This window comes from Anaerobutyricum soehngenii, assembly GCF_009697165.1.
GTDB classification, from domain to species: Bacteria; Bacillota; Clostridia; order Lachnospirales; family Lachnospiraceae; genus Anaerobutyricum; species Anaerobutyricum soehngenii.
Map to the genome: position 1 here is coordinate 1 of NZ_VULP01000023.1, position 17,181 is coordinate 17,181.

Genomic DNA, 17,181 nt, shown 5'->3' on the forward strand with positions numbered 1-17,181 from the left:
AAGACAGGGAGGCACCTGTTTGAACTGAAAAAGACAGCATAATTTTTAAAATTTCAAAATACATATCAGGCCGATCTTTTGTCTAAGACAGAAGGCTTAGATAAGTGCGCTTTTTCAGCAGTACAAGTGCTGTAACGGTAGCCAAAGCAAGCAGATTCTGCTGAAAATGCACACAAAAAGTCCGTCGGCAGTTACGGTCGTTAGACCGTTACTGCGACGGAACCTTCTTTTTTTGCTGAAAATTCGTAGAATTTTTTATTCAAATGAAGGAAAATGGATGGTTTAATTCATTTTTAAGAAAATTTTTTTAAGAAATACTCAAAATTACCTTGATTTATGAAATAAAGAGGAGTATTATAACGATTGAAATTCTTATCAGAAGAGATGAAATCAATTTTGGTAATTGAATAAATTAATTTTTATAATTATTACAGGAGGAACAAAAAATGGCAGCAAAAATTTTTTATCAGGAAGATTGTGATTTATCTTTATTAGACGGAAAAAAAATTGCGATTATTGGATACGGCAGCCAGGGACATGCTCATGCGTTAAACTTAAAAGAATCTGGTTGTGATGTTATCGTTGGTCTTTATGAAGGAAGTAAATCCTGGGCAAAAGCTGAGAAGCAGGGATTAAAAGTTTATACAGCAGCAGAAGCTGCAAAACAGGCTGATATCATCATGATCTTAATCAACGATGAGAAACAGGCAAAACTTTACAAAGAAAGTATTGAGCCAAACCTTGAAGAAGGTAATATGTTAATGTTCGCTCATGGTTTCAACATTCACTTTGGATGTATCGTACCACCTGCAAATGTTGATGTAACAATGATCGCTCCTAAGGCTCCAGGTCATACAGTACGTTCTGAGTACTTAGCTGGAAAGGGAACACCTTGTCTTGTTGCTGTTGAGCAGGATTACACAGGTAAAGCTCAGGAACTTGCATTAGCTTATGGTGCTGGTATTGGTGGAGCAAGAGCAGGTCTTCTTGAAACAACATTCAGAACAGAGACAGAAACTGACTTATTCGGTGAGCAGGCAGTACTTTGTGGTGGTGTTTGTGCTCTTATGCAGGCTGGTTTCGAAACACTTTGCGAAGCTGGTTATGATCCACGTAATGCTTACTTCGAATGTATCCATGAGATGAAGTTAATCGTAGATTTAATCTACCAGTCAGGTTTTGCTGGAATGAGATATTCTATCTCTAATACAGCTGAGTACGGTGACTACATCACAGGTCCTAAGATCGTAACAGCTGAGACAAAGAAGGCAATGAAACAGATTCTTTCCGATATTCAGGATGGTACATTTGCAAAAGACTTCTTACTTGATATGTCTGATGCAGGATCTCAGGTACACTTCAAAGCTATGAGAAAGCTTGCTTCTGAGCATCCATCAGAAAAAGTTGGTGCAGAGATTCGTAAGCTGTATAGCTGGAGTGATGAAGATCAGCTCATCAACAACTAATTGAAATGTCACCTACATAGTTGCTGAATATTTTATAAAAATAGAAAGAAGGTTTTACTTCGGTAAGACCTTCTTTTTTTTGTTTACTTGTGTTATGATATTAAATAGTCTGCAATGTATTTGTAAATTCACTGCATGATTTAAAGTGCATTGTATAATGGCATATTGGAATAGGAAGCCATAAAACAGGGACATACTATATATGATTCTGAATAGTTGTAAATTATAAAAAGCAGGAGGAAGATAGCGAATGCTAAAAGAAACAGATTTTAAAAATTATTCCTTTATACAAAAGGAAGAAATAGAAGAGCTGAATGGATATGGCTATGTATTGGAACATAAGAAGACTGGGGCCAGAGTTCTTCTGGTAGAGAATGATGATACGAATAAGGTATTTAGTATTGCATTCCGTACTCCGCCGGCAGATGATACCGGAGTTGCTCATATTCTGGAACATTCCGTTTTATGTGGTTCAGACAAGTTCCCATCAAAAGATCCTTTTATTGAATTGGCAAAAGGATCGCTGAATACATTTTTAAATGCGATGACATATCCGGATAAGACGGTATATCCGATCGCAAGTTGTAATGATCAGGATTATCATAATCTAATGCATGTTTATCTTGATGCAGTCTTTCATCCTAATATTTATAAGAGAGATGAGATTCTTAAACAGGAAGGCTGGCATTATGAGATTGCTGACAGAGATGACGAACTGAAGTTTAATGGTGTTGTATATAATGAGATGAAGGGAGTATTTTCTTCGCCGGATGATGTTCTGGCAAGAAAGATTCAGGAAGCACTTTTAAAAGATACGCCATATGCATATGAGTCCGGTGGTGATCCGGATGCGATTCCTGAACTTACGAGAGAGAAGTTTTTAGATTTTCACAGTAAGTACTATCATCCATCGAACAGTTATATTTATCTTTACGGAAATGTTGATTTTGCAAAAGAACTGGAATTTATTGATGAAGAGTATTTAAGTCATTATGAAAAGAAAGTTGTTGATTCTGAAGTCGCACTACAGAAACCTTTCTTAACTCCGGAGACATTGAAAGATACCTACTCTGTTTCTGAAGAGGAAGAAGAGGGCGTGTATTTAAGTTATAATGTAGCTGCAGGGGACAGTTGCGATAATGAACGCGGACTTGCTATGCAGATTCTTGATTATGTACTCTTCACTATGCCTGGAGCACCGGTCAGAAAGAAGCTGATCGATGCTGGTCTTGGAAAAGATGTGGATAGTTATTATGATGGAGGAATTCAGCAGCCCTTATTTTCTATTATCGTAAAGAATGCCGGCAAAGGAAAGGAAGATTTGTTTATTCAGACCGTAGAGGAGGCTCTGAAGGAACAGGTGGAAAAAGGTCTTAATAAAAAGGCAATTTATTCTGCAATCAATAATTATGAATTTAAGTATAGAGAAGCTGATTTTGGACGTTTTCCTAAGGGATTGATCTATGGCCTCAATTTCTTAAACAGCTGGCTTTATGATGATGCCAAAGCGTTGGAGCTTGCGGATTCTTTGACTCCACTTGCTACGTTAAAAGAAAAAGTAGATACGGGTTATTTTGAACAGCTTATTAAAGAGAGTTTTTTAGATAACACACATAAAGCTTATGTATATCTGTATCCGGAAGAAGGCAAGAATGAACGTCTGGAAGAAGAATTAAAAGCGCAGCTTGCTAAGATGAAGAATAAATTAAATAGCAAGCAGTTAAATTATCTGATTGAAGATACGAAAAAGTTAAAAGAATTTCAGGAAACACCATCGACACAGGAAGAATTAGAAAAGATTCCTACTTTGAGCCTGAGTGACATCTCAAGAGAGGTGCGTCCGTTTAAAAATAAAGAGATGGTGATTGGAGATACAACAGCGGTTGTACATGAATATCATACGAATGGAATTGTTTATTCAGATTTTTGTTTTGATATGTTAGAACTTCCTGAGGAATTGATTCCATACGCAACATTATTGACAGAGATTTATCGTTATGTAGATACAGAGCATTTTTCTTATAATGATCTGGCAACAGAGATTAATTTGAAAATCGGAGGGCTGTCATTCCAGACAGGTATGAATGTACTTGTATGGAAAAAAGATGGATATCGTCCTTATTTCAGTATCCAGATGAAGTGTATGGAAGAACAGGTTGCTGATGGAATGGCTTTGCTTAAAGAAGTTCTCCTGAATTCAAAAGTAGATGATAAGAAGCGTTTAAAAGAGATTATTTCTGAACTTCGGACAAAGATGGATACGAGAATTCCGGCATCAGGTCATGTTTATGCGGCTAATCGTGCACTTTCTTACGTTGACCCGATGATGAAATATAAAGATACAGCAGAAGGAATCGGTTTTTATGAATTTATAAAGAAGCTTGATAAGAACTTTGATAGTAATGCAGAACTTCTGGTTAAACAGCTGGTGAGAGCCCAGATGTGCATTTTCCGTAAAGAGAATCTGACGCTGTCTCTCACAGGAGAATTTAATTTTAAGTCTCTTCTTGAGGGGGAAATGTTACAGTTTAACCGTATGCTTTACGAGATGCCTTGTGTAAAAGCAGTTCCGACGTTCAATATGGAGAAAAAGAATGAAGGATTTAAAACAGCAAGTAAGGTACAGTATGTAGCAAGCGGTGGCTGCTTTGAAAAGGAAGGACAAGAGTATACCGGAGCATTAAAAGTGTTAAAAACAATTTTTTCCTATGATTATCTTTGGGTGAATGTCCGCGTAACAGGTGGGGCATATGGATGTATGTGCAGCTTTTCCAGAAATGGATACGGTTTCTTTACTTCCTATAGAGATCCGAATTTATCAGCGACTCTTGATGTATATAAAAAGGCAGCAGAGTATGTAAGGAATTTTGAAGCAGGACAGCGTGATATGACAAAATATATTATCGGAACGATTAGTGGAATCGATCAGCCATTAGAACCGGCTGCATTAGGAGATCGTTCTTTTCATGCATACCAGTCCGGTGTTACAGTAGAGATGATTCAAAAGGAGAGGAATCAGGTTCTTGATGCTACGGAAGAAACGATTCGTTCTCTTGCAGGTTATATTGAGACAATGATGGATGCAGGAACAGTATGTGCGATTGGTAATGATCGCAAATTAGAAGAAGAAAAAGAATTATTTAAGCAGGTAAGCAGTCTGACACAATAGAGAGGGAAAAAGAAAATATGAACAGAGTTTTTAAATCAGGATTTGTAACTATTATTGGACGCCCAAATGTTGGAAAGTCTACGTTGATGAATCAGTTGATCGGCCAGAAGATCGCTATTACTTCGAGTAAGGCGCAGACAACGAGAAACAGGATTCAAACGGTATATACAAGCGAGGAAGGCCAGATTGTCTTCCTTGATACACCAGGAATTAATAAAGCAAAGAATAAGCTGGGAGATTATATGCTTATGGCTGCGGAGCGCACATTGAATGAGGTTGATCTGATTTTATGGTTAGTCGAGCCGACAACGTTTATTGGCGGAGGAGAACAGTATATTATCGAGAAGCTTCAGAATGTAAAGACACCGATTTTCCTTGTTATCAACAAAACGGATATCGCTTCAGAGGAAGAAGTGTTAAAGGCGATTGTTGCATATAAAGATCAGTGTAATTTTGCAGAAATTATTCCGGTAAGTGCGTTAGAAGGGAATAATACCGACGATCTGGTACACTCTATCTTTAACTATCTTCCAGAAGGACCGATGTACTATGATGAAGATACGATTACTGACCAGCCGGAACGACAGATCGTTGCAGAACTTGTCAGAGAAAAAGCGCTTCGTTTGTTAAGCCAGGAGATTCCGCATGGTATCGCTGTCGTTATTGAGAGAATGAAGAATAGAAAAGGCAGAGATATTGTAGATATTGAGGCGGTTATTGTTTGTGAAAGGGAATCTCATAAGCGGATCATCATCGGGAAAAAAGGTTCCATGATTAAAGAAATCGGTACACAGGCAAGAGAGGAAATGGAGAACCTGCTTGACACGAAGGTAAATTTAAAACTTTGGGTAAAGGTCAGAAAAGACTGGAGAGACAGTGATATCCTTCTTAAAAACTATGGATATAATAAGAAAGAACTGTAAAAGGCAGCGATGAGTGAACAGACGAAGGTGACAGGAATCATTCTGTCAGTTTACCCTGTTGGGGAGAATGACAGACGCCTTACGATTCTTACAAAGGAAAGAGGAAAGTTACAGGTATTTGCCAGAGGAAGCCGAAGACCAAAGCATCCGTTGTTTGGTGTAACACAGCCGCTTATATATTGTGAATTTATGGTTACAGATACAAGGAATTATACATATTTAAATTCTGCGGAATGTAAAGATTATTTTCATTTTTTAAAAGATAATTTAGAGGATATTTATTATAGTTCCTATTTTGCAGAAGTAGCAGAATATTTTACAATGGAAGGTCAGGATGAGAGAAATATACTGAATCTTTTATTTGTGACTTTCCTTGCAATGAAAAAGAAACTGATACCATTATCTTTGATACGAAGAATTTATGAATTAAAGATATTACAGTTTGCCGGATTTGGTCTTCAGTGTTTTCAATGCGTCCACTGTGGAAATGATGAGAATCTGCTCCGAATCTCATTTGAGGATGGCGGAATGCTTTGCAGCACGTGTGCAGCAAAAGGACAGGGAAGAGAAGTTTCTTCTTCTGTGCTTTATGTTTTACAATATGTATCCTCTGTTCCTTTAAATCAGCTCTATTCTTTTGGCTTGAAGGAAACGATAGAAAAAGAATTTGAGTGGGTAGTGAATCGCTATTTTACAATTCATGTCGAACATAAATTTAAGGCGGCAGAAATGCTTGCTATAGTATAAGCTCTATTCCTTAGACAGGAAAGTTCTGTCATTTTTAGATTAATCTTTTTTATGTCTGACAAAAAGGACTTGCATTGGCAGAAGAGACAGGGTAGAATAAAAGACGAGAATATATCGAATAAAGAAAATGAGGTAGAAATCATGGAAAAAACAATGGACAAGATTATTGCAGTTGCAAAAGCGAGAGGATTTGTATACCAGGGTTCTGAAATTTATGGCGGTCTGGCGAATACATGGGACTACGGAAATCTTGGCGTAGAATTAAAGAATAATGTTAAAAAAGCCTGGTGGAAGAAGTTCATTCAGGAAAGCCCTTATAACGTAGGTGTTGACTGTGCGATTCTGATGAATCCACAGACATGGGTTGCTTCCGGTCATCTCGGAGGATTCTCTGATCCGTTAATGGACTGTAAGGAGTGTAAAGAAAGATTTCGTGCAGATAAGATTATCGAAGACTTTGCACAGGAACATGATATTGAATTAGAGTCTTCTGTAGATGGATGGTCTCAGGAGAAGATGAAAGCGTTCATTGATGATAATAATGTACCATGTCCAAGCTGTGGAAAGCATAATTTTACAGATATCAGACAGTTTAATCTGATGTTTAAGACATTCCAGGGTGTTACAGAAGATGCAAAGAATACTGTTTATTTAAGACCGGAAACGGCACAGGGTATTTTTGTAAACTTTAAGAATGTAGCTCGTACTTCCCGTAAGAAGATTCCATTTGGTATCGGACAGATCGGTAAGTCATTCCGTAACGAGATTACACCAGGTAACTTTACTTTCCGTACAAGAGAGTTCGAGCAGATGGAGCTGGAGTTTTTCTGTAAGCCTGATACAGACTTAGAATGGTTTGCATACTGGAAAGACTTCTGTGTAAGCTGGTTAAAAGATTTAGGATTAAAAGATGAAGAATTAAGAATCAGAGATCATGATAAAGAAGAATTATCTTTCTATTCTAAAGCGACAAGTGACATTGAATTCTTATTCCCATTTGGATGGGGTGAGTTATGGGGAATTGCTGACCGTACAGATTATGACCTTACTTGTCATCAGGAAGTATCTAAAGTAGATCTTACTTACTTTGATGATGAAGAGAAGAAGAAGTATATTCCTTATGTTATTGAGCCATCATTAGGTGCAGATCGTGTAACCTTAGCATTCTTATGTGCTGCATATGATGAGGAAGAGATTAAAGATGGTGATGTGAGAAATGTTATGCATTTCCACCCGGCAATCGCACCTGTAAAGGTGGGTATCTTACCACTTTCTAAAAAGCTTAATGAAGGTGCTGAAAAGATTTACCATGAATTAAGTAAGCTTTATAACTGCGAATTTGATGACAGAGGAAACATCGGTAAGAGATATCGCCGTCAGGATGAGATTGGTACACCTTATTGTATTACTTATGATTTTGATTCAGTAGAAGATGGTGCGGTTACAGTACGTGATCGTGACACCATGGAACAGGAAAGAATTAAGATTGAAGATTTGAAGGATTACTTCGCTGAAAAATTCAATTATTAGTAAGAATTTTACGAAATATTCAGCGGGATAATTGGACGTCATCCCCCGCAAAAACCGGAACAACATACTGCCAATGGTTTTTGTGGGGGCTTTTTTGTGGGATATTTGAGATTGGATTAACAAAATTAAGTGAAAAGTAAGTCAATTGTTTAAAATATAGGAATTTAATTTATAAAGCCAAGTTGTTTTTGTCTAATTTCATGAAAGTGAAAAAAAACAGAAAAACTACTTGCATTTTTTAACAAATAGAGGTATTTTATATTTAGCAATTGCAAAAAGTAAATAATTCAATCTCGATGAGAACAATGGCGTTCGCGAATCACAAGGATTCTCGGGCGCTTTTTATATTTTTTAATCTTCGAGTAAAAATCAGTAATTGTCGATGAAAAGAATACACATGAAAGGATGTAATAATTATGAAAACAGATGTGAAGAAAATTTTTGGTTCCAATGTTTTTAATGATGCAGTAATGAAAGAAAGACTTCCTAAAGCTGCATATAAGAAGATGAAGGCTACCATTGATGCCGGTGCGGAACTTGACCCGGAAGTAGCTGATATTGTTGCACATGAGATGAAAGAATGGGCTCTCGAAAAAGGAGCAACACATTATACTCACTGGTTCCAGCCATTAACTGGTATTACTGCTGAGAAGCATGATGCATTTATAGATCCTCAGAGTGATGGAACAACTTTACTTCGTTTTTCCGGTAAAGAGCTGATCAAAGGTGAGCCGGATGCTTCTTCCTTCCCATCTGGTGGTTTAAGAGCAACATTTGAAGCAAGAGGATATACAGCATGGGATTGCACTTCACCTGCTTTCATTAAGGAAACACCACATTCAACTATTCTTTGTATTCCGACAGCATTCTGTTCTTATAAAGGAGAAGCTCTTGATAAGAAGACACCTCTTCTTCGTTCCATGCAGGCATTAGAGATACAGGTACTTCGAATTTTAAGATTATTTGGAAATAAAACAGCAAAACATGTTACAACATCCGTTGGACCGGAACAGGAATATTTCCTTGTTGATAAAGAAAAATTCTTAAAGAGAAAGGATTTAATCTTTACAGGAAGAACATTATTTGGTGCGATGCCTCCAAAAGGACAGGAGATGGACGACCATTATTTTGGTGTTATTCCAGAAAGAGTTCTTGGATTCATGGAGAAATTCAACGAGGAATTATGGAAGCTTGGTATTTCTGCAAAAACACAGCATAATGAAGTTGCACCAGCTCAGCATGAGATTGCTCCAATTTATGATCAGAACAACATTGCTACTGACCATAATCAGTTAGTAATGGAAACAGCACAGCGTGTTGCAGATGAATTAGGTCTGAAATGCCTCTTACATGAAAAACCATTTGCAGGAATTAATGGTTCTGGTAAACATAATAACTGGTCTATCTGTACAGATGAAGGGGAGAACCTCTTAGATCCAGGTGAAACACCACACGAAAATATGCAGTTCTTATTATTCCTTGCTGCAATTCTTCGTGCAGTAGATGAACACGCAGATTTACTTCGTCTTTCTGCTTCCACTCCAGGTAACGATCATCGTTTAGGAGCGAATGAAGCACCTCCTGCAATTATTTCTATCTTCTTAGGAGAACAGTTAGAGGACGTTGTAGAACAGTTCGTAGATAATGGAGAGGCTACAAGTTCTTTAGAGGGAGAAGAATATATCTCTGGCGTACATTCTCTTCCACATTTCCAGAAGGATGCTACTGACCGTAACAGAACATCCCCATTTGCTTTCACTGGTAATAAGTTTGAATTCCGTATGGTTGGTTCTACACAGTCTATCGCAGACCCGAATACAGTACTTAATACAATTGTTGCAGAAGTATTATCTGACATGGCAGATCGTCTGGAAGCATCTGATGACTTACCAATGGCTATTCATGACATGATCAAAGATACAATTGCAGCACATAACAGAATTATCTTTAATGGTAATGGCTACTCTGATGAATGGGTTGCTGAAGCTGAAAGAAGAGGACTTCCAAATATCAAATGTATGGTAGATGCTGTTCCTGCTTTAGTAAAAGAGGATGCCGTTGAAATCTTTGAAAAACATGGTGTATATACAAAGGCTGAGATGGAATCTCGTGCAGAAGTTATGTATGAGACATACGCTAAGACAATCAATATTGAAGCATTAACCATGATTGATATGGCAAAGAAACAGATTGTTCCTGCAACAATTAAGTATCAGACAAGCTTAGCAGAATCTGTTAATGCGATCAAGGCAGCAAGCAGTGCGGTAGATACTTCTGTACAGGAAGCATTAATGGCAGATATTTCTGTTAACTTAAAGGCGATGTACGGAGCTCTTGCACATCTTGAAGAAGTAACGAATAAAGCAGAAGAAATGGAAGAAGGTGCAGAACAGGGTCATTATTATCATGATGTTGTATTTGCAGCAATGGATGAGTTAAGAAAACCAGCAGATAAGCTTGAAATGTTAGTTGCAAAATCCGCATGGCCATTCCCAAGTTATGGTGATTTAATCTTTGAAGTTTAAGAAACAGTCTAAGAAATAAATTAAAAAACGAACCCCGAAGGTAGTATATCGTATCTTCGGGGTTCGTTTTTTCTTGATTTCCATCTTATGAATTAAATCATACGCTGGATTTCTTCCTCATAGTGTGCTATGATAATTCTCGATTGTATACGCAGTAAAATGAAGGAGCGTTAGAGATGAATTACATTTCTTTAATAGAAGAGTTAAAAAAAAGGGGCAGTGTTCCAGGGCTTGATGCCATTGAAGGTTTGTTAGAAGAACTTGGACATCCGGAAGATAATTTAAAGATTGTGCATATTGCCGGAACGAATGGAAAGGGCTCCATCTTTGCCTATCTTTCTTCTATATTAATAGCAGCAGGCTTTAAGGTTGGAAGATATATTTCTCCTACCATTTCCTGTTATGAAGAAAGATTCCAGATTAATGGGAAATATATTACAAAAGATAAGTTAGCGCGGTTATATAATATTGTAGAAGAAGCAATGAAAAGAGAAGAAGAAAAAACAGGTCTAAAACCAACTCTTTTTGAAGTGGAAACAGCCATTTCTTTCTTGTATTTTAAGGAAGAAGAAGTGGATTATGCACTAATCGAAGTTGGAATGGGTGGAAGAATGGATGCGACCAATGTAATCAGGCATCCAGAACTTACTGTTATTTCATCAATAAGCTATGATCATCAGGCATTTTTAGGTGATACTTTAGAAGAAATTTCCTGGCAAAAAGCCGGAATTATAAAAGAGAGCTGTCCGGTTGTTTTGTCTGAGAATTCGGATGAAGTTTGTAAAGTTATAGAGCAGGAAGCAAAGAAGAAAAGGGTGAAATGTATTGAGATAGAACCGACGGACTATGAGGTACTATCGGAGACCCCTTATGGAAGTACGTTTTTGTGGAAAGAACAAAGGTATGAGACAAAGCTTCCGGGGAGACATCAGGTTTCAAATGCGGTTACAGCACTTGCCGCATCCGAATATTTATTTCATAAAGATTATGAGAAAAATAATGCAAGGAAAGCTATTGCTAAAAAATTAGATGAGATGAATGTGAAATCAGCACAGCAGGGAGGTATTATCCGCACGTGCTGGCCGGGAAGATTAGAAGTTCTAAAAAAAGAACCCCTATTTTACAGAGATGGGGCGCACAATCCGGATGGAGCTAAGAAATTAGCTGCATTTTTACAAAAATATTTTACAAATAAGAAAATCATTTATATAATGGGAGTGTTAAAGGATAAAGAATATAAGAAAATGCTCCGATATCTTATGCCGATGGCAAAAGAAGTTTATGTATTTAAGCCAAACAATGAAAGAGGATTGTCAGCGCAGATTTTAGCAGATACGATAAAAGAAGTGGCAGATGTTTCTGTCACGATTGAATCAGATGTAAATGCAGCAGTTTTTCGGGCACTGGATACCGCTAAGCCAGATGATGTACTTGTGGCTTGTGGATCCCTTTCTTTTATGGAAGAAATGGAGGATATATTGTGAAAATAGGAAAGTACGAATTTGACCTTTTACATAAAGGGTATATCATGGGAATTTTAAATGTGACACCGGATTCTTTTTCAGATGGTGGAAAGTTTCAGTCTGTGGATCTTGCATTAAAGCAGGCAGAAAGAATGATAAATGAAGGAGCAGCTATTTTAGATATCGGTGGGGAATCTACAAGACCAGGACACAAAAAGATTACAGATCAGGAAGAGATAGAAAGAGTTGTACCGGTTATTGAAGCCATAAAAAAGAATTTTGATATTGCGATATCATTAGATACTTATAAATACGAAGTTTCTAAAGCAGGAATTGCTGCGGGAGCGGATATGATTAATGATATCTGGGGATTAAAATGGGATGAAAGGCTTGCGCCTCTGCTTGCGAAAGAAGATGTTGCCTGTTGTCTGATGCATAACAGAGATAATCATGAATATAAAGATTTTATTGAAGATTTTTGCTCAGATATAGAGGAAACTCTTGCTATCGCAAAAAAAGCAGGAATTAAGGAAGAAAGAATTGTTCTTGATCCGGGGGTAGGTTTTGGAAAGAACTTTGAACAGAATCTTTCTATTATGAAGCATATGGACGTTTTTTCAAGATGGGGGCTTCCGGTTCTTCTGGGCACTTCGAGAAAGTCTGTGATTGGTCTTGCTTTGGATTTACCGGTAGATCAAAGAGAAGAAGGAACTGCTGCAACAACGGTTCTTGGAAGAATGAAAGGTGCTTCTATTTTTCGTGTACATGATGTAAAGACAAATTACAGAGAAATGAAAATGATTGAGGCAATTCTGGAGGCAAAATAAATGGACGAGATAAGTGTAAAGAATCTGGAAGTCTTCTGTCACCATGGGGTGTACAAGGAAGAGAATGTTCTTGGACAGAAGTTTCTGGTAGATATTATATCTAAAGTGGATACAAGAGAAGCCGGGAAAACAGATGAACTTGCTCTGTCTGTAAGTTATGGAGATATCTGTCGGTGTGTTAAAAAAGAGATGACAAAGCAAAATGATAAGCTTTTAGAAAGAGTAGCTGAACGTCTTGCCGAATGTATTCTTTTACAATTTCCACAGATAAATGAAGTAGAGATTGAAGTGAAAAAGCCATGGGCGCCAGTATTAATGCATATGGACTATGCTTCCGTTAAAATTAAGAGGAGCTGGCATAAAGTATATATTGGTGTTGGTTCGAATCTTGGAGAGCGGGAAGAATATATGAAACTGGCAAAAGAACGGGTAAGTGGATTGCCCAAGACAAGAAATTTTAAGTCTGCTGCCATTATTGAGACGGAGCCTTATGGTTATACCGAGCAGGGAAAGTTCTTAAACACAGTATATTATATAGAAACCCTTTATACTCCGGAAGAGTTTCTTGACAAGCTTCACCAGATTGAGAATGAAGCAAACCGTAAAAGAGAAATCCACTGGGGACCAAGAACATTAGATCTTGATATCCTTTTATATGATAATCTAATAACGGAAGATGAAGAGTTAACCCTTCCACATCCGGAGATGACAAAGCGGCTTTTTGTATTAGAACCACTATGCATGTTATATCCAAGAGGAATACATCCGTTAGAACGAAGAAGATACGCAGATATTTTAGAGGACTTAAAAGGAAAAGAACAATAAAGGAAGCAGTTATAGAATGGACAAAGAAATAAGAAAAGTAGATGATATACGAGATGATATTAGTAAGATAGATTATCAAATTGCAGAACTGTTTGAGAAAAGAATGGGATTTGCGGCAGAATTGGCGCTTTCTAAAAAAGCCTTCGGCGAATCCATTTATAATAAAAATAAAGAAGATGAAAAGATGTCTGATATTACAAAGAACCGTTCTAACCCATTTGTCGTAAAAGGGTTGGAAGAAATTTTTATTCAGATGATGTCTATTAGTCGAAAGTATCAATATCATATGGTACATCAGAGAGACCGTTATATTGAAAATTATTTTACGGAAGTTCCGGAACTTGTTATGTTTCCGGACACAAGAGTGGTATATCCGGGTGTTCCAGGCTCTTTTTCAGAGATGGCATGCGAAAAGTTTTTCGGGGCAGATGTTGACCATTATGCAGTTGTTAATTTTAAAGATGTTGCAATGGCTTTAAATAACGGAGATGCAGATTACGGGGTACTCCCAATCGAGAATTCCTCCGCAGGAGATGTTACCGGCGTTTATGATATCCTGCTTGAGAATGATGTATGCATGGTGGGAGAAGTTTTTGTAAAAGTCGAGCACTGCCTTTTAGGCTGTCCCGGTAGCAAGATTAAAGATATAGAACTTGTTCTCTCTCATCCGCAGGGTTTGATGCAGTGTACTCCTTATTTAGAAAAGCTTGATGTAAAGAAAGTCAGTGTAGAAAATACTGCCATTGCAGCAGAAAGAGTAGCCAGAGAAAAGATTATGACACAGGCAGCAATCGCAAGCCGCCGTGCTGCAAAACTCTATGGTCTTGATATTTTAGATGCAGGTATTAATTTTGATAAAAATAATGTCACACGTTTTGTGATTCTTTCCAAAAAAAGACAATATACACAGAATGCAAACAAGATCAGTATTTCTTTTTCTCTGCTTCATGAGAGTGGAACACTTTATAATATATTATCTCATTTCTTATATAATGATTTGAACTTAAGTCATATTGAATCTGTTCCGTTGCCGGATCAGCAGTGGGAATATCGTTTTTATATTGATATCAGCGGGAACTTACATGACCCGGCAGTGAAAAATGCACTTCAGGGTGTTCGTACGGAAGTTGCAGATTTTAAAATTTTAGGAAACTATTAAACGGTCTATAAAAGGAGCATAGAGTACATGAGTGAAACAGTAAAAAATAAGCATGTGAAAAAGAAAAATCCTATAGGACTGGTTTTAAAGACAATAATTACAGTGTTTCTTCTTTTCCTCACCGGGTATGTATGTACTCATTTTATGGAATATCAAAAGAATGCGACAAATCAGGTAAATAAATATCGGATTGATCAGGTCTGCCAGTTGTCATCCAATTCTATAGTGAGTCAGAAATTTGTGGCAAAGCATAAGCATTTAAAAACAGTAAAAGTTTATTTTGGAAATGATTATTCCGGACAGGCAAAGGGAAAGGTAGTTCTTAATATTATTGATTTAAATACCGGAAAGAGTCTGGTGGAGCTTAAAAAGAATATCGGTGATCTGGTAAATAATGATTATACAGAGTTTAAGACGAACCTTCAGCTTACGAAAAAGAAAGAGTACAGTATTCAGCTTACGACAAGTGGAGCAGAATCTGGAAAAGAACCATTAGTATTTCAGTGGACAACAAAAGAGAGTGGTTTTCGCGGTAAATTAAAGATTAATCAGGAAGAACAGGGCAAATACCTTGTTTCTAAATTATATTATCCGGTAACAATTTATCGGCAGTGGGCAGGAATCTGTGTAATGATGGCATTAGTGCTTTTCCTTTTATGGTTTGCATTACCGGCTCCGGAGGCAGCAAAAAAAGTAATAGGACAGATTTTATTTTTTGCTGCACCCCTATTTACATTCTGGTTTGTGGAACGATTTACAGATAATCCAATCCTTCGAATGAGACAGGCGGAGTTCTGGTTGAATATACTGGTGTATTATCTCTTTTTTGGATTATTATATCTTATATTTAATTCAAGAAAAGTATCCGTTACGGTTGGAAGCATTTTGTGGTGTATTATCGGGATTGCCAATTACTATGTATTAAGCTTTAAAGGAGCGCCGATTGTTCCGTCAGATATTATGTCAGCACAGACGGCAGCGAACGTGGCGGAAAATTACACATACAGCATACAGCCAATTTTTGTATGGAATGTTTTATTCCTGCTATTGTATCTGGCTGTATTATGGCGTTGTCCGTCTTCAAAGAAGCTGACCTGGAAAAAGCGTATTGTTATGCTGGTAGTAATTGGTCTGCTTAGTTCTATACTCGGACATTTTGTCATAGAACAAAAAACATTAAAAAGCTTTGGAATTAAAAATAATGTGTGGGATCAGAAAAAAGGATATGCTAAAAACGGTCTGTTTTTTGGTTTTGTTTTAAATATGAACTCACTTGTACAGGAAAAACCTTCAGATTATTCTGTGGAAGCAGCACAAGACATTGCAGAAAAATATGAAGAGAAGTTTGCAAATGATGATTCTGGAAAGAAGAAAGGCCGTCTTCAAACTGCTGATGGGACAAAGCCAAATGTTATCGGCATTATGAATGAGGCATTTTCTGATTTGAGTGTTATTAACGAATTTTCTACAAATGAAGATTATATGCCATATATTCACAGTTTAAAGAAAAATACGATTAAAGGTTCTTTATACATGTCAATCTTTGGTTCAGGAACCTGTAATTCTGAGTTTGAATTTTTGACAGGGAACAGTATGTCTTTCTTGCAGAATGGAATTATCGCTTACACGCAGGTTGTAAAGGCAAAACTTCCTAATATGACATATCTTTTAAAAGGACAGGGATACAAAGGCAATCTGGCACTTCATCCATATCTTGCTTCCGGATGGAATCGTGTGCAGGTCTATGATTATATGGGATTTGATCATTTCTATTCGGAAACCGATTTTAAAAATCCGAAAATGTTCCGAAAATATATATCCGATAAGTCTGATTTTAAAAAGATAGAAGAATTATATGAGAACCGTACAGAGAAAGAGGAACCATTCTATCTATTTAATGTCACGATGCAGAACCATGGAGGATTTGACAAGACATATACGAATTTTCATAATGATATCCAGATTACTGACAGCCATAAAAATGAGCAGGCTGAACAGTATCTGTCTCTTGTGAAAAAAACAGATAACGCTTTTAAACAGTTGACAAACTATTTTTCAAAAGTAAAAGAACCTACGATCATTGTTATGTTTGGCGATCATCAGCCGGCTGTGCAGAGTAGTTTTTATGACAGCTTGTTTGGAAAGAATGCCGGAAGCCTTACAAATGAAGAACTCATGAATAAGTACAGAACGCCATTTATTATTTGGGCAAACTATGATATAAAAGAAACAACAATTGATAAGATGAGTGCCAATTATTTAAGCGCCTATATAATGAAAGAAGCGGGCTTAGAGACCAGCCCTTATCAGAAGTTTTTATTAAAACTTCGTAAAAAACTTCCTGTTCTTACGGCAATGGGATGCTTTGATAAGAATGGAAAATATTATGAGTCTGCGTTAGAATCGCCTTATAGCGATATGGTAAAAGAGTATCAGATATTACAATATAATAATTTAATCGATACAAAACATACAGTGGATTCTTTCTTTTATCTGGATGAAAAACAGAAAAAATAGAAAGGGAAAGAATTGAAGGCAGAATCTGTT

Annotated in this window: 11 protein-coding genes; all 11 read left to right on the forward strand. The window is 37.0% G+C overall.

The annotated features are described in order from the left end of the window. The first annotated feature begins 446 nt into the window (after positions 1–446). Positions 447–1,466: a ketol-acid reductoisomerase gene (gene ilvC, locus FYJ25_RS10440; RefSeq protein ID WP_147608650.1), complete on the forward strand. Its 1,020-nt coding sequence runs from the start codon at positions 447–449 to the stop codon at positions 1,464–1,466. Between the two features lie 250 nt (positions 1,467–1,716). Further along, positions 1,717–4,635, forward strand: a complete 2,919-nt coding sequence (locus tag FYJ25_RS10445; RefSeq protein ID WP_154581270.1) for an insulinase family protein — start codon at positions 1,717–1,719, stop codon at positions 4,633–4,635. A 17-nt stretch (positions 4,636–4,652) separates the two neighbouring features. After that, positions 4,653–5,558 carry a GTPase Era gene (era, locus tag FYJ25_RS10450; protein WP_021907901.1) on the forward strand — a complete coding sequence of 302 codons (906 nt, stop codon included), beginning with the start codon at positions 4,653–4,655 and terminating at the stop codon, positions 5,556–5,558. A gap of 9 nt (positions 5,559–5,567) precedes the next feature. Then, positions 5,568–6,305, forward strand: coding sequence for a DNA repair protein RecO (gene recO, locus FYJ25_RS10455; RefSeq protein ID WP_154581271.1), 738 nt, complete (start codon positions 5,568–5,570; stop codon positions 6,303–6,305). 141 nt (positions 6,306–6,446) lie between these two features. Continuing rightward, a complete protein-coding gene (locus tag FYJ25_RS10460) occupies positions 6,447–7,835 on the forward strand; it encodes a glycine--tRNA ligase (RefSeq protein WP_154581272.1) in 1,389 nt (462 codons plus the stop codon). A 416-nt stretch (positions 7,836–8,251) separates the two neighbouring features. After that, on the forward strand, positions 8,252–10,360 hold the full coding sequence (locus FYJ25_RS10465; RefSeq protein ID WP_154581273.1) for a glutamine synthetase III family protein: 2,109 nt from the start codon (positions 8,252–8,254) through the stop codon (positions 10,358–10,360). 176 nt (positions 10,361–10,536) lie between these two features. Next, positions 10,537–11,844, forward strand: coding sequence for a bifunctional folylpolyglutamate synthase/dihydrofolate synthase (locus FYJ25_RS10470; protein WP_154581274.1), 1,308 nt, complete (start codon positions 10,537–10,539; stop codon positions 11,842–11,844). Further along, entirely contained in the window at positions 11,841–12,650 is an 810-nt protein-coding gene (gene folP / locus FYJ25_RS10475) for a dihydropteroate synthase (RefSeq protein WP_216411815.1), read from the forward strand. The genes FYJ25_RS10470 and folP overlap by 4 nt, the downstream gene beginning before the upstream one ends. Continuing rightward, positions 12,651–13,475 (forward strand): 2-amino-4-hydroxy-6-hydroxymethyldihydropteridine diphosphokinase, encoded by an 825-nt coding sequence (folK, locus tag FYJ25_RS10480; RefSeq protein ID WP_147607890.1) that lies wholly within the window; start codon positions 12,651–12,653, stop codon positions 13,473–13,475. 16 nt (positions 13,476–13,491) lie between these two features. After that, on the forward strand, positions 13,492–14,634 hold the full coding sequence (locus FYJ25_RS10485; protein WP_021907908.1) for a bifunctional chorismate mutase/prephenate dehydratase: 1,143 nt from the start codon (positions 13,492–13,494) through the stop codon (positions 14,632–14,634). Between the two features lie 27 nt (positions 14,635–14,661). Continuing rightward, on the forward strand, positions 14,662–17,151 hold the full coding sequence (locus FYJ25_RS10490; RefSeq protein ID WP_154581275.1) for a sulfatase-like hydrolase/transferase: 2,490 nt from the start codon (positions 14,662–14,664) through the stop codon (positions 17,149–17,151). The last annotated feature ends 30 nt before the right edge of the window (positions 17,152–17,181 follow it).

Coding starts and splice junctions, on each gene's coding strand:
- ilvC (WP_147608650.1), top strand. CDS start 447: ATGGCAGCAAAAATTTTTTATCAGGAAGATTGTGATTTATCTTTATTA.
- FYJ25_RS10445 (WP_154581270.1), top strand. CDS start 1,717: ATGCTAAAAGAAACAGATTTTAAAAATTATTCCTTTATACAAAAGGAA.
- era (WP_021907901.1), top strand. CDS start 4,653: ATGAACAGAGTTTTTAAATCAGGATTTGTAACTATTATTGGACGCCCA.
- recO (WP_154581271.1), top strand. CDS start 5,568: ATGAGTGAACAGACGAAGGTGACAGGAATCATTCTGTCAGTTTACCCT.
- FYJ25_RS10460 (WP_154581272.1), top strand. CDS start 6,447: ATGGAAAAAACAATGGACAAGATTATTGCAGTTGCAAAAGCGAGAGGA.
- FYJ25_RS10465 (WP_154581273.1), top strand. CDS start 8,252: ATGAAAACAGATGTGAAGAAAATTTTTGGTTCCAATGTTTTTAATGAT.
- FYJ25_RS10470 (WP_154581274.1), top strand. CDS start 10,537: ATGAATTACATTTCTTTAATAGAAGAGTTAAAAAAAAGGGGCAGTGTT.
- folK (WP_147607890.1), top strand. CDS start 12,651: ATGGACGAGATAAGTGTAAAGAATCTGGAAGTCTTCTGTCACCATGGG.
- FYJ25_RS10485 (WP_021907908.1), top strand. CDS start 13,492: ATGGACAAAGAAATAAGAAAAGTAGATGATATACGAGATGATATTAGT.
- FYJ25_RS10490 (WP_154581275.1), top strand. CDS start 14,662: ATGAGTGAAACAGTAAAAAATAAGCATGTGAAAAAGAAAAATCCTATA.